Origin of the sequence: Flavobacterium sp. UBA7663, from assembly GCF_002483315.1 — a bacterium.
Classification (GTDB): domain Bacteria; phylum Bacteroidota; class Bacteroidia; order Flavobacteriales; family Flavobacteriaceae; genus Flavobacterium.
Genome location: NZ_DLHR01000028.1, coordinates 193958 through 208688, shown reverse-complemented (window position 1 = coordinate 208688; position 14731 = coordinate 193958). Strand labels below are relative to the sequence as shown.

Here is a 14731-nt window from a genome sequence, read left to right as displayed (position 1 = left end):
TATGAACGATTTTCATTGGACCAAACTTTTTAATCCCGAATTCTATATCACAATGGAAGTAGGTGGTGTGCCTATTGGAATTTACATGGTTTTATTCATTGTTTTTGCTGAAACGGGTTTATTTGCTGGGTTTTTTCTTCCTGGTGACAGTCTTTTGTTTTTGTCAGGAATTTATAGTCGTGAATTAGTTGAAACATTTTTCATGATTCCGAGCGATTTATCAAATGTTACCATTTTGGCATTATTGATTGCTACTGCGGCAACTTTAGGAAATATTTTTGGCTATTGGTTTGGTGCCAAAAGTGGTCAGTTTTTATATAATAAAGAAGATAGTTTCTTTTTCAAAAAGAAGTATTTATACGAATCACAAGCATTTTTTGAAAAACACGGTGGGAAAGCCATCATTTTTGCTCGTTTTTTACCAATAGTTAGAACATTCGTGCCCATTATTGCCGGAATTGTGCACATGCAAAAAAGTAAATTCATGTTTTACAACGTGTTGAGTTCGCTTTTATGGTCGTTTCTTTTGGTTTTTGCTGGACATTATTTGTACGGATTCTTTAACGAAGAATTTGGTATTGATTTAAAGAAGCACATCGAAAAAATCATCCTAATTTTAATTGCAGTAACTACTTTTCCATTGATTATGAAAGCAATTAAAGCAAAGAAAAATCCTGAAAATACAGAGGAATAATGCAACTCAGTTATTGGGAAATAAAAAACTGGTTTTCAAACGTAGATTTTACTGTCGTAGGTAGTGGAATAGTTGGTTTGCATACCGCATTAGCGTTGCGAGAACGATTTCCGGCTGCCAAAATTTTAGTTCTCGAAAAAGGCATTTTACCTCAAGGAGCGAGTACAAAAAATGCAGGTTTTGCATGTTTTGGTAGTATTTCTGAAATCATAGACGATTTAAAAACGCATACAGAAGAAGAAGTTATTCAACTGATTCAAAAACGATATGAGGGTTTACAATTGCTCCGAAAAAATCTCGGAGATGCTGTAATTGATTTGAAACCTTATGGTGGTTACGAATTATTTCTAAAAGAAGACGAGTCGTTTTATAACGAGTGTATTCAAAAAATTCCATTCATTAACGATATTATAAAACCACTTTTTAAAACCGATGTTTTCTCAAAAGAAGTAGATCGTTTTAATTTTGGAGGGATATTTGAAAATTTGATTTTTAATCCGTTTGAAGCGCAAATTGATACTGGAAATATGATGCAAGCTTTACTAAAAAAAGCACATCAAAACGACATTCTTGTTTTAAACAGTCAAACTGTAACAAGTTTTCAAGAATTAAGCGATACTGTTGAGGTTGTTACAAACGGAATTACGTTTAAAACCAATAAATTGTTGTTTACCACAAACGGTTTTGCATCGCAATTAACCAATAATCAAGTACAACCAGCTAGAGCGCAAGTTTTGATTACAAAACCAATTCCGAATTTAGATATTAAAGGCACTTTTCATTTAGATAAAGGCTATTTTTATTTCAGAAATATCAACGATAGAATTCTTTTTGGTGGAGGAAGAAATTTAGATTTTGTAGGCGAAACCACAACTTCACACGATACTACCGAATTGATTCAAAATCGTTTGGAAGAGTTGTTAAAAACAGTAATTTTGCCACATGAAGAGTTCGAAATCGAACACCGATGGAGCGGTACAATGGGTGTGGGGACACATAAAAAACCTATTGTAGAACAACTGTCAAATAACGTGTATTGTGGTGTTAGAATGGGCGGAATGGGCGTTGCAATAGGCAGTTTAGTCGGACAAGAATTAGCAGATTTGATATAAATTGTTTCATGCTTTAACTTGAAACTTTAAACCTGAAACTAAAAAAGCAAAGCTTTTATATATGGCAAAAAAAACTACTCCAAGTAAAAAGACTTCAGCAAAAAAACCTGCAAAAAAAAGAACTACAGGTCAAAAGATATTTCGTTTCTTTTGGTTACTTTTTTTATGGTTTAACATTATTAGTTTTTCAGTTGTTTTGTTGTTCAAGTTTGTTCCAGTTCCGTTTACACCTTTAATGGGAATTCGTGCTATGGAACATAAAAAAGAAAATAAAGAAATGACTTGTAGTCATGATTGGGTGCCAATAGATGAAATTTCATTAAATCTTCAAAAAGCTGTAATTGCCAGTGAAGACGGACGTTTTTTGGAACATTGGGGTTTTGATTTTGAAGCTATGCAAAAAGCATACAAAAACAATTCTAAAGGTAAAAGACTTAAAGGCGGAAGCACCATTTCGCAACAAACTGCAAAAAATGTTTTCCTTTGGCAAGGTAGAAGTTATGTTCGTAAAGGATTAGAAGCATATTACACTGTTTTAATTGAACTAATTTGGGGTAAAAAACGCATCATGGAAGTCTATTTGAATAGTATCGAAATGGGTGATGGTGTTTATGGAGCTGAAGCAGCTTCAAAACATTGGTTTCGAAAAGATGCTGCCAGTTTAACACGATATGAAGCAGCTGGAATTGCAGCTATTTTACCAAATCCAAGAAAATACAAAGCTTCAAATTCTTCTTCTTACATCAATCGCAGAAAAGGAAAAATAAGCAGAGAAATTGGCTATGTAAAGTTAGATTACTAAAATTACTCTTTCGTAAACCAAAAAAGGCTTTTCATTAACTTTTTCATAAAAGTTCATTAAAAAGTACTATTTTTAGTAAACTAAAACTATAAAATTATGAAAAAAATTATCCTGTTATCAAGTTTTGTCGTGTTAACATCTTTTGGTACTATAACCAATACTGAAACTTCTTCAAGTGTAAAAACAGAAATAGTTGTTGGAGAAAGCTTCTCGCTTATAAATGATTCTAAAGACAAAATTTCCATTCACACCGGAACTGGTTTTGTGTCTTTGAATAAAGGTTCTAAAACAAGTATTGGTTGTAATGTTGGTAAAGAAGTTCGCTGGGGAAATGAAGGTAAAAAAGGGGATGTAATCTTTAAAATTACAGCCGATATGTGCGGAAAAACCTTAAAATTATCCGAGTTGATGAAATAAGAAATTTCTAATTATAAGTTAAAACCGAAAGCAAAATTGTTTTCGGTTTTTTGTTTTTATAGTAACATTTTAATCATCGGTTCGACTAATTGATAAAACTAAAATTATGAGAGCACACGAAATAGATTACCATATTTATGGTGAAGAAATGCAATATGTGGAAATTGAATTAGATCCTCAAGAAGTGGTTGTTGCCGAAGCCGGAAGTTTTATGATGATGGAAAACGGCATCAAAATGGAAACTATTTTTGGAGACGGAAGCCAAGAACAACAGTCTGGTATTTTCGGTAAATTACTTTCAGCAGGAAAACGAGTTTTAACTGGAGAAAGTTTATTCATGACCGCTTACCAAAATCAAGACATGGGAAAACGAAAAGTTTCATTCGCTTCTCCTTATCCTGGAAAAATTGTTCCGATTGATTTGCAACAATTTGGCGGAAAATTTGTTTGCCAAAAAGACTCTTTTTTATGCGCAGCAAAAGGCGTTTCTGTAGGAATTGAATTTACTAAAAAACTTGGAACAGGATTGTTTGGTGGCGAGGGTTTCATTATGCAAAAGATTGAAGGTGACGGAATGGCTTTCGTACATTCTGGCGGAACTTTAGCTAGAAAAGAATTACAATCTGGTGAATTACTTCGTGTTGATACCGGTTGTTTGGTTGGGTTTACAAAAGACGTAGATTACGATATTGAATTTGTTGGCGGCATTAAAAACACTATTTTTGGAGGAGAAGGTGTTTTCTTTGCAACACTTCGCGGACCTGGAATTGTTTACATTCAATCATTACCATTTACCCGTTTAGCAGATAGAATTATTGCATCTGCACCTAAAGCAGGTGGAAGCGGAAGAGAAGAAGGAAGCTTACTTGGAGGCTTAGGAAGAATGTTAGATGGGGATAACCGTTTTTAATTTAACTTATTTTTATGTATTGATTTTCAATAGTTTAGATTAAAAACCGTAAATTTATTAATCTAAACTTTGAAAGTCATGAAAAATAAAACAGTATTACAAAATGCATTTCTAATCTTTTTAGGAATCGGGTTGTTTTTCCTACTAATGGATTTTTTAGGATTGGCAAGTAAGAATTATTTACGTTCATTAAATGCTTTTATAGTCTTATATGGAATTCACAAAACCATCAAGTATAATTACACAAAAGGTAAGATGGACTATTTTGAAAATCTATTTTCAGGATTTATAACAGGTGCATTAGGCGTTTTTCTGGGAATAGTTGGGTTAATTGCATTTATCTATATAAAAGGAGGAGAAAGTTATTTAACAACATTATCGGATACATTCTTTTTTGTTGGTAAAATAAATATTATTCAATATTGCGGGGTATTATTTTTTGAAGGCGTTGCTTCTAGCTTAATTGGCGCTTTTGTATTGATGCAATTTTATGGTGATGTGGCAATTAGCCAGAAATATTAAATAGGTCTAAGCGTATTACTATAGGTTATGATAAACTGAAATTTCCCTTTAGTTACTTTTTTCATTAGATAGATGTATTTGTGTTTGCTTGACTTTTTGGTTGGAATTAAGATTTCTTTTTTAGAGCTTTCATCTTTAATTACCAAATCTTGTTGGTTGCTAAAACTCAAATACGAGGCTATTCTGTTGTTTAAATTAGTGATGGGATATTCTGAGTAAATTCTTTTTCCATTTTGCGAGATGATAATTTTTTCGCCTTTGTAAATTTGCGTTAGAAATAAAATACTTTTGTTACTGTTTTTTGCATTTACCTCTTTTTGAATTTTTTCAATTTCATCTTTTGAAGCACTTCTAAAATCATCACGATACACACTTTTTATTGTTGAATTACAACTTGGTAATCCAATCGAAATAATGATGACTAATATAAAAACTAGAATTCTCATAAATAGAAAACCCATCTTTTTAAGTTTTATTGCATAAAAAAAGAGCCCGAAGGCTCTTTTATCAGTTTTTTAACTTTTCTATTTTAATTCTTTAACACCCATATTGTAAAGTGTAAAGACTTGCATATCCACATTTTCTTGAATGGTAGCCGCAACCGATTTTCCTGCTCCGTGACCCGCATTTACATCAATTCGAATTAAAACTGGATTGTCTCCTGCTTGCTTATCCTGTAATTCTGCAGCAAATTTAAAGCTATGCGCAGGAACTACTCGATCGTCATGATCGCCTGTAGTTACCATCGTTGCTGGATATTTTCTACCAACTTTTACATTATGAACTGGTGAATATCCTTTAATGTATTCAAACATTTCCTTGCTTTGTTCCGATGTTCCATAATCGTAAGCCCAACCAGCTCCAGCGGTAAACGTATGGTAACGTAACATATCTAAAACACCAACTGCTGGTAATGCCACTTTTACTAAATCTGGACGTTGTGTCATAACTGCACCTACTAATAATCCACCATTTGAACCACCTTTTATCGCTAAATAATCTGAAGAAGTGTACTTTTCTTTAATTAAATATTCAGCAGCGGCAATGAAATCATCAAAAACGTTTTGCTTTTTCAATTGCGTTCCTGCATCGTGCCATTTTTTACCGTATTCTCCACCACCGCGTAAATTTGCAACAGCGTAAACTCCTCCATTTTCTAACCAAACCGCATTAGCAATACTAAAAGCAGGAGTTAAACTTACATTAAATCCGCCGTAACCATATAAAACAGTTGGATTTTGTCCGTTTAATTTAGTTCCTTTTTTATACGTTATAATCATTGGAACTTTTGTGCCATCTTTTGAAGTATAAAATACTTGTTTTGACTCGTAATCTGCCGAATTAAAATCAACTTTTGGTTTTTGATATATAGCCGATTTTCCTGTTTTTGGGTCAAAAGTGTAGATGGTTCCTGGTGTTACGTAATTGGTAAACGAAAAATACAAAGTGGTTTCTTTTTCTTTTCCACCAAAACCACCGGCAGTTCCAACACCTGGCAATTGAATATCACGAACTAGTTTTCCGTTGTAATCATATTGTTTGATGAATGAAACAGCATCTTTCATATAACTTGCGAAAATATAACCGCTACCTGTGTTTGGCGACAATACATTTTCGGTTTCAGCGATGCAATCTTTCCAGTTTTCTTTGGTTGGATTTGATAAATCAAAAGTTACCACACGCTTGTTTGGTGCTTTGTAATTCGTTACCAAATAAATTTTAGAACCTTTGTTGTCTAAAACATCATTATCATTTTCGTAATCATCAATTAACGTTACGATTTTAGCATCAGGTTTTGATAAATCTAAATAATATAACTCGTTTCCAGAAGTTGAATTCGCAGCCGAAATAAATAGATATTTCTCATCTTCCGAAACGCCACCACCAACATATCTTCTTTTTATATCGCCACCAAAAACCAATTTATCATTTTTTTGCGAAGTGTTTAATTTATGATAATACAATTTGTGTTGGTCTGTTTTTGCAGATAATTCGCTACCAATAGGTTTGTCGTAGCTTGAATAATAGAAACCTTCGTTTTTGTACCAAGAAACTCCACTGAATTTCACATCTACAATTGTATCACCGATGATTTTCTTAGTTTTAGCTTCCATTACAATTACTTTTCTCCAATCGCTTCCACCTTCTGAAATAGAATAAGCAACTAAACTTCCGTCTTTGCTGAAATTTAATCCGCCTAACGAAGTAGTCCCATCTTTTGAAAATGTATTTGGATCTAAAAAGATTTCTTCTTTACCCGCTTTATCTTTTCGGTACAAAACCGATTGATTTTGAAGTCCGTTATTTTTGTAGTAATAGGTAAAATCACCTTCTTTGAATGGAGCCGAAATTTTCTCGTAATTCCACAATTGTTCCATTCTAGTTTTTAGCTGATTTCTGTATGGAATTTGCTCTAAATAACCATACGTCACCACGTTTTGAGCTTTTACCCAAGCTTCCGTTTCTGCGCTTCTGTCGTCTTCTAACCAACGATAAGGATCGTTAATTTTTTCGCCAAAATACGTGTCAACATGGTCGATTTTTTTTGTTTCAGGATAATTGATTTTTGTTTGTGCGTTCATAAAAAGTGTACAAACAATAGCCGATATTGTTATTGTTTTTTTCATATAGTATTTGTTGATTAAAACAAAGATATTCAAATGAATTGGAATGATTTGTTAATTATAAATCAAAATTTAAACTCATGATTATATTTCGCCCCATATTGTTGATTCCGTCAGCTTTTAAACGCGATAAATGATTAACATAGTTTTTGTCCAAAAGATTGTTTGCGTTTACATTCCAGCGGAATTGCGTTTTAGCCATTTTGATAGTACTACCAATTGCAAAATTGACTAATAAATAATCATGGGTTTTGGTTTCAAATTTACCTAAATTATTTTGCGCAAAAGTATAATTTAAAAATAACGAAGTAAATCCTTTTTTCAACCAATTGCGGTATTCAAATTCTGCTCTAATGTTGTTTTTCCATTGATTGGCTGGAATTAATGGTAAATAATTGTCACCCTGTTTACCTGTTACGCTTTCAAAACTACTGGTAAAATGCAACCAATCATAAGGATGAGGATGAAAGTGAATTCCAGCTTCTCCACCAAATAAATACGCATTGTTTTGTACATAGTTGTAAACATCATTTCCGTCAATTTCAGCACCAGTTGGTGTAATGTAAATGTAATTGTTTATGAGATTGTAAAATCCGTTTACGAACCATTCAAAGTGTTCAGATTTGTATTCCAAATTTAAATCGACTTGAAAATTTTGTTCGTTTTCTAAATCATTGTTCCCAATTTCATAACGATTACTTCCTTCGTGAACACCGTTTGAAGTTAATTCGGATAAATTAGGCGCTCTAAATCCAGAAGCAATATTAATTCTGGTTGAAATGTAACTTGATAAATCGGTTTTGTAACCTAAGGACGCATTGAAACTATTAAAGTGTTTATGGATAGCTTCAAAATAACCTTCTTCACCTTCAATTCCGTGAGTTGAGGTGTTGATTTTTCGGTTATCATAACGAATTCCCGCTTGTAAAACATTGGAATTCCAACTGTAATTTGTAGTTGCAAAAGCTCCAAAATCTTTTACATTCGCATCAGGAATCAATAATTCTTCGCCAAAATTAGTATTGGTTTGGTCCATTCCTTGCAATCCAATGATACTTTCCCATCGATTCATTTTTGGGAAAAAGTATTTTACATTGTAACTCGCAGTTTTCAATTTCATAGATAACGCAATTTCATCTGGTGCTTCTAATTCTTTTCGGTCGTTTAACGAGTAGCCGAAATCACCTTCAATTTTAGAATTCTTAAAGTACACTTTTTGGTTCAAACTCAACACATGATTATCGACTTCTTGTTTTGGATAAAGTGGATTTCGGAATCCAGAATTTTCTAAATCTTCTTCGGGTAAACCCAAATTTAAGTTGTTGTAATTATATCTAAAATCGGTTGAAAATTTTGAGGTGGAATAGCCAATTCCCGATTTAAAATCTTTCTCGATGAAACGCGTATTGATAATTCTATTGCCATTTGGAACTTCATAATCGGCATGCGACGTGTAATTTCCTCTAACCAAAAACTTAAAATTCGATGGAGAAGCTTTAAATCCGAAAGTAGTGGAAGTTCCTTGCGTATTAGTGAAATATTGTTGTTCGAAATCGGCTGATTTTTCCTGAAAAGGCGCATATTTTTCGGGATTAAAATAGATAACACCTCCTAAAGCATCAGAACCATACAATAACGAGGCTGGTCCTTTGATTACTTCTACACTTTCAATTCCAGATGCGTTTAAACCTAAGCCGTGTTCTTCACCAAATTGCTGATTTTCCATCCGAACACCTTGCGAATACACCAAAACTCGATTGCCACTCAAACCACGAATAACAGGTTTTCCAATAGAATTTCCTGTTGAAATTTGAGAAACTCCTGGAATCGTTGCAATTCCATCAACAAGCGAAGTAGCACCGTTTTCTTTTAAAGTGTTTACCGAAGCGTGTTCTACTTTCATTACATTTTGCGATTGCATTTTGTTGTATAAAGTGGAAACAATAACTTCATCTAAATGTAGTTCTTTTTCCGTCAGAATTACGTTCAACTTGATTTCGGCTCCATTACTAGTTACGATTTCTGTTTTGGTTTCGTAGCCTGATAAATGAAAAATGATTTTGTTAGTTCCTTTCGGAAACGATAAAAATTGATAGAAACCGTTTTCATCGGTTGTGGTTTCAGAATTATTTTCTTCGATATGAACAACAACGCCGGATAATTTTTGATTGTTAGCATCGGTAACGTAACCGCTAATTTTAAATTGAGAAAAGCCCGCTATAGAAGATAATAGCAGTAGTATATTGAAAAGATATTTCATTTTTTAACTTGTTTTTATTTGATAAATAATACAGCAAAGTGTTGTACATCTTTTGATATACAACAACAGAAGCCTTGTTTAGAAAACAAAGCGAAATTATTTAAGCAATAAAAACGGGCGGACCACGAAGATAGAACGAATTTCCATCAAAAGTAATGCAAGTTTCCTTACTATTGAATTGGTACGGAATTTCGTAAAACGAAGGAATAAAGTCAAAGTGTAAAACTTCTGGTGAAAGAAAAGCCACAAATTTGAAATCACAAATTGGACAATCTTCACTTTCGGTAACTGTTTTTTCAGAAGTTTTTAAAGTCAAATGTTGCGAATCATCACAACATTCTGTTTTAAGATGGTGTTCGTGCGAAAAAGTATGCACTGATTGATAGCACACAGCAAATAAAACTGCGAGCATCAAACCAATGTTTATATGGAGTAATTTCTTTTTCACAATCACAAAGATAGTTTTTTTAAAAGAAATGAAAAAAAGAAACCACGAATTAACGAATTTTTAAGTTTTGTGAGATTTAATTCGCTAGTTCGTGGTTATGTTTTACAATTCTATTTTTTTTGTCATTTCGACATAGGAGAAATCACATTAGTTGCTCACTTTATGAGATTTCTCCCGTTGGTCGAAATGACAAATAGAAAATTATACTAATTTATTAGCTACCAAATATTCCGCAATTTGAATCGTATTCGTAGCCGCTCCTTTTCTTAAGTTATCAGCAACAATCCACATGTTGATGGTGTTTGGTTGGCTTTCATCTCTTCGGATTCTACCTACGAAAACATCGTCTTTTCCTTGTGCGTAAATAGGCATTGGATATGAATAAGTGTCTAAATTATCTTGAACCGTTACACCAGGCGTATTTTGCAAAATTTGACGTACTTCGTTTACATCAAAATCGTTTTCGAACTGAATGTTTACAGCTTCACTGTGTCCGCCAACAACTGGGATACGAATCGCAGTTGCAGTAACCGCAATAGTGTTATCGTTTAAGATTTTTTGCGTTTCGCGAACCAATTTCATTTCTTCTTTGGTGTAACCGTTTTCTTCAAAACTATCACATTGAGGAATGGCATTTCTGTGAATTGGATATTTATAGGCCATTTCATCTTGAATGCCTGCATATTCGTTTTCTAACTGACGCACGGCTTTTACACCAGTTCCAGTAATAGATTGATAAGTAGAAACTACAATACGTTTGATGTCATATTTGGCATGTAAAGGCGCTAAAGCCATTACCATTTGAATCGTTGAACAGTTTGGATTCGCAATAATTTTGTCTTCCTTAGTTAAAACGTTTGCATTGATTTCTGGAACTACTAATTTCTTATTAGCATCCATACGCCAAGCGGAAGAATTATCGATTACGGTTGTTCCTGCAGCAGCAAATTTTGGAGCCCATTCTAAAGAGGTTTCTCCACCTGCCGAAAACAAAGCAATCTCCGGTTTCATATCTACAGCGGTTTGTAAACCAACCACTTTATAGGTGTTCCCTTTCCATTCGATTTCTTTCCCAACTGATTTTTCAGAAGCAACTGGGATTAACTCGGTTACAGGAAAATTACGTTCTGCTAATACTTGAAGCATTATTTCGCCTACCATTCCGGTAGCGCCAACTACGGCTACTCTCATTGTGTGTGTTATTTAATGATGCAAAAATATAGAATATTCAAATGACTTAGCAAGTATTGATGAAATTATAACAAAAGTTTTAATTTGTAACGGGAATGTAAAAAAATACCCCGACGAATCGGGGTTTAGTTAGAATATATAATGTAGCGGTATCGACTATTTTTTCAATAAATCTCTAATTTGTGTAAGCAATTCCTCTTGAGATGGTCCTGCTGGTGCCGCTGGAGCTGCTTCTTCTTTTTTCTTCATGCTGTTGATTCCTTTTACCATGATAAAAATAACAAAAGCAATTACTAAGAAACTAATAACAGCTGCTAAAAATTTACCGTATAAAATTCCTCCATCAGTTTTTAAGTCAGCTAAATTTTCAACTTGAGCTGCTTTTAAAGCTGGGTTTAATAAAGCTGGAGTTATTACATCTGAAACCAAAGAGTTTACAATTGCTCCAAATGAAGCTCCAATAATTACTCCAACAGCCAAGTCCATTGCGTTACCTTTTGCAATAAAATCTTTAAATTCTGAAATCATTCCCATAGTTTTAATTTTAAGAGTTAGTTTTTGTTTTTATACTAACGAAAATACAAAAATTTTAACACAATGTTAATTTTTGTAAAAAATTCTTTTAACACGTTGAGAAATTCCAGTCAGAATTTCATAAGGTATCGTGCCAATAACACTTGCCATTTCTGTTACTTTCGGATTTTTCCCAAAAACAATAACTTCGTCACCGGTTTTACATGAAATATGGGTAACATCCACCATCATCATATCCATACAAATCGATCCTAAAATCGTAGCTTTTTGATTGTTGATGGTAACAAAACCTTTTTCATTGCCCCAAGCTCTTCTTATTCCATCGGCATAACCAATCGGAATCGTTGCGACTTTCATTTTTTGAGCCACTCGAAATCTTCGACTGTAACCAATGCTTTCTTCGGGAGCTACTTCTCTAATTTGGGAAATTATAGTTTTTAAAGTACTCACATTTTCTAACACTTTCAATTCTTGTTCTGAATTCCCAATGCCATACAAACCAATACCTAATCGCACCATTTCCATCTGTTTTTCAGCATAATTGAAAATTCCAGACGTGTTTAAAATATGACGAATCGGTTTCGTAGGTAATACTTTCTCTAATTCGGAATACATCGCATCAAAACGTTGAAATTGTAATCTTGTGAAATCATCAAACTCCAAATCATCACTTGCTGATAAATGCGAAAAAACGCTTTTCACTTTAACGAAATTATTGTTTTTTAGTAAGGAACACAATTCGGAAATCAAATGCGGTTCAAATCCTAAACGATGCATTCCCGTGTCTAATTTAATATGAATCGGATAATGTGAAATATTTTGGTGTTGTGCAATTTTCAAAAACGCTTGTAAACCTGTAATCGAATAAATTTCAGGCTCTAAATTATAAGCAATCATGGCTCTAAAACTGCTGTTTTCTGGATTTAAAACCATAATTGGAGTCGTAATTCCAGCTTTTCGCAATTCGATACCTTCATCGGCAAAAGCTACGCCTAAGTAATCGACTTTATGATGTTCGAGCAATTTTGCAATTTCGTAACCGCCATTTCCGTAGCCAAATGCTTTCACCATGATCATAATTTTGGTTTCTGGTTTTAGTTTGGATTTATAGAAATTTAGGTTGTGACTAATCGCATCGAGATTGATTTCTAAAATGGTTTCGTGATTTTTCTCTTCCAACAAAACTACAATTTCATGGAAGTTAAATCCACGCGCACCTTTTACTAAAATAGTTTCGTTTTGAAACGATTGCGTGTTGAATTGCAGTAAAAATTCTTGCGTAGTGGCAAATGAAATCACATTTGGTAAATCGTTCAATTGTTTTCCAATGGTTTCGCCAATGGTAATAATGCGCTCGATTTTATTTTTCGAAAGCAGTTGTTTTACTTGATTGTAAAGCGTTTCAACAGCAATTCCACTCGTGAAAATATCGGATAAAATAATCGTTTTTTTATCGTGTAATTTTTGTTGTTCTAAGAAATCCAACGCAATTTTCAACGATTGATAATCTACTGAATAACTGTCATCGATGACCAAACAATTGTTGAAACCTTTTTTAGCTTGAAGTCTTAATTCTACTGGATATAATTCAGTAACTCGATTTTGGATAAACGTAATTTCTTCGCCTAAAAACAACATGAAATTCACGCAAGTAATTACATTTTCAATCGAATTTTCATCGGAAAACGGAATATTTACACTAAAAGTACTGGCTGCGTTTTTAAAAGTTAATTCGGTTTTACCATTTTCATTTTTCTTAGAAACGAAAAGATTCGCGCTTTCATCTGAAAAACTCCAAGTATGTTTTTGACTGTTTTCTGGAAGTAAAACTTCAATTTCAGCATTTTTTTCCAAGAAAATATCGGAACAATTTTCGAAAAGTTTAATTTTCTCTTTGATTTTGGCTTCGCGATTCGAAAAACCTTCATCATGAATCGAACCGATATTTGTTAAAATCCCATATTTCGGTTGAATGATGTGTTCTAGGTTTGACATTTCATTGGGCAACGAAATTCCGGCTTCAAAAATGCCTAAATCATAGTTGCCTTCAATAGCTAAAATTGATAAAGGAACTCCTACTTGTGAATTGTAACTTTTTGGATTTCGAACAATCAAATGATTCGGACTCAATAAGAAATTCAACCATTCTTTTACGATGGTTTTTCCGTTGCTTCCGGTAATTCCAATAAATGGGAAATTGAATTGTTTTCGATACCCAATCGAAGTTTGTTGTAACGCTTTCAACGAATTTTCAACGATAATGAAATTCGCTTTTTCGTATAAATGTTCCGGAATATATTCGACTACAAAATAACGAACGCCTTTTGCAATCAACTCTTCCAAATACAAATGTGCATCGTGATTTTGACCTTTGATGGCAAAAAACAAAGTATTGCTTCCATTTTGCAACGAACGGCTGTCTATCGAAATATGACTTGCAGTAAACTCAGTCGAATTTCCGTGAAAAACGCCTTTACAAAACGAAATAATATGGGTGATATTAAGATTCAAATTATTGATTATCTTCTTTTTGCTTGTTTACAATTTCAACATCTTTTACTTCCATGTTTTCTCGCATGGCTTTAAAATATGCGGCACGACTTAACGGTTCATATTCTTCGGTTTCGCCAAGCATAACCAGTCTTTTATCATCCGATTTTCTAAAACTATAATGCGCTAAATTTCCAGTGCGAGTACAAACAGCGTGAACTTTAGTTACATATTCGGCAGTAGCCATAAGTGCAGGCATCGGTCCGAAAGGATTTCCTTTAAAATCCATATCCAATCCGGCAACGATAACTCGAATTCCTGAATTGGCTAAATCATTACAAACGGCAACAATTTCTTCGTCGAAAAATTGCGCTTCGTCAATACCAACCACATCGCAACCTTGTGCTAAAATTCGAATATTTTGAGCAATTGGCACAGGCGTAGAACGAATTTCATTGGCATCGTGCGAAACCACCATTTCGTCGTGATATCTTGTGTCGACAGCCGGTTTGAAGATTTCTACTTTTTGTTTAGCAAACTGAGCGCGCTTTAGTCGGCGAATCAATTCTTCGGTTTTACCCGAAAACATAGAGCCACAAATTACTTCAATCCAGCCAAATTGTTCTTGTTGATTTACGGTATTTTCGAGAAACATTTTGTATCTTTCGTACGTTAAAAATTATTTTCTGCTACATTTGTAAGCAAAACAAAAATAGTAAAAAACAAT

Annotated in this window: 14 protein-coding genes; 6 read left to right on the top strand and 8 right to left on the bottom strand. The window is 33.6% G+C overall.

The window, feature by feature from the left end:
- The first annotated feature begins 1 nt into the window (after position 1).
- The 6 genes from B2741_RS12730 (at position 2) to B2741_RS12705 (ending at position 4457) form a co-directional block, all read left to right on the top strand.
- Positions 2–694 (top strand): DedA family protein, encoded by a 693-nt coding sequence (locus B2741_RS12730; RefSeq protein WP_291139594.1) that lies wholly within the window; start codon positions 2–4, stop codon positions 692–694.
- Positions 694–1806, top strand: coding sequence for an NAD(P)/FAD-dependent oxidoreductase (locus tag B2741_RS12725; protein ID WP_291139590.1), 1113 nt, complete (start codon positions 694–696; stop codon positions 1804–1806). Before B2741_RS12730 ends, B2741_RS12725 begins: the two co-directional genes overlap by 1 nt.
- A gap of 61 nt (positions 1807–1867) precedes the next feature.
- Positions 1868–2608: a monofunctional biosynthetic peptidoglycan transglycosylase gene (mtgA, locus tag B2741_RS12720; protein ID WP_291139587.1), complete on the top strand. Its 741-nt coding sequence runs from the start codon at positions 1868–1870 to the stop codon at positions 2606–2608.
- Between the two features lie 96 nt (positions 2609–2704).
- On the top strand, positions 2705–3025 hold the full coding sequence (locus B2741_RS12715) for a hypothetical protein (RefSeq protein ID WP_291139584.1): 321 nt from the start codon (positions 2705–2707) through the stop codon (positions 3023–3025).
- A gap of 106 nt (positions 3026–3131) precedes the next feature.
- Positions 3132–3935 (top strand): TIGR00266 family protein, encoded by an 804-nt coding sequence (locus B2741_RS12710; protein WP_291139581.1) that lies wholly within the window; start codon positions 3132–3134, stop codon positions 3933–3935.
- A gap of 78 nt (positions 3936–4013) precedes the next feature.
- Entirely contained in the window at positions 4014–4457 is a 444-nt protein-coding gene (locus B2741_RS12705) for a hypothetical protein (RefSeq protein ID WP_291139578.1), read from the top strand.
- Here the strand turns inward: B2741_RS12705 and B2741_RS12700 are convergent.
- From B2741_RS12700 to B2741_RS12665, 8 genes are all read right to left on the bottom strand, one after another.
- Complete coding sequence (locus B2741_RS12700; RefSeq protein WP_291139575.1) at positions 4454–4918, bottom strand: hypothetical protein; 465 nt, start codon at positions 4916–4918, stop codon at positions 4454–4456. The genes B2741_RS12705 and B2741_RS12700 overlap by 4 nt on opposite strands.
- Before the next feature lie 63 nt (positions 4919–4981).
- On the bottom strand, positions 4982–7084 hold the full coding sequence (locus tag B2741_RS12695) for a prolyl oligopeptidase family serine peptidase (protein ID WP_291139572.1): 2103 nt from the start codon (positions 7082–7084) through the stop codon (positions 4982–4984).
- Positions 7085–7139: 55 nt separating this feature from the next.
- Positions 7140–9341: a TonB-dependent receptor gene (locus B2741_RS12690; protein WP_291139570.1), complete on the bottom strand. Its 2202-nt coding sequence runs from the start codon at positions 9339–9341 to the stop codon at positions 7140–7142.
- A 100-nt stretch (positions 9342–9441) separates the two neighbouring features.
- Positions 9442–9753, bottom strand: coding sequence for a hypothetical protein (locus B2741_RS12685; RefSeq protein ID WP_291139567.1), 312 nt, complete (start codon positions 9751–9753; stop codon positions 9442–9444).
- A 237-nt stretch (positions 9754–9990) separates the two neighbouring features.
- The gene (locus B2741_RS12680) at positions 9991–10980 is read right to left on the bottom strand and encodes an aspartate-semialdehyde dehydrogenase (protein WP_291139564.1); all 990 of its coding nucleotides are present in this window, start codon (positions 10978–10980) and stop codon (positions 9991–9993) included.
- 156 nt (positions 10981–11136) lie between these two features.
- Complete coding sequence (gene mscL, locus B2741_RS12675; protein WP_291139561.1) at positions 11137–11514, bottom strand: large conductance mechanosensitive channel protein MscL; 378 nt, start codon at positions 11512–11514, stop codon at positions 11137–11139.
- A 66-nt stretch (positions 11515–11580) separates the two neighbouring features.
- Positions 11581–14025 carry a bifunctional UDP-N-acetylmuramoyl-tripeptide:D-alanyl-D-alanine ligase/alanine racemase gene (locus B2741_RS12670; protein WP_291139558.1) on the bottom strand — a complete coding sequence of 815 codons (2445 nt, stop codon included), beginning with the start codon at positions 14023–14025 and terminating at the stop codon, positions 11581–11583.
- 1 nt (position 14026) lies between these two features.
- Positions 14027–14659, bottom strand: a complete 633-nt coding sequence (locus tag B2741_RS12665; RefSeq protein WP_291139555.1) for a thymidine kinase — start codon at positions 14657–14659, stop codon at positions 14027–14029.
- Positions 14660–14731 lie beyond the last annotated feature (72 nt).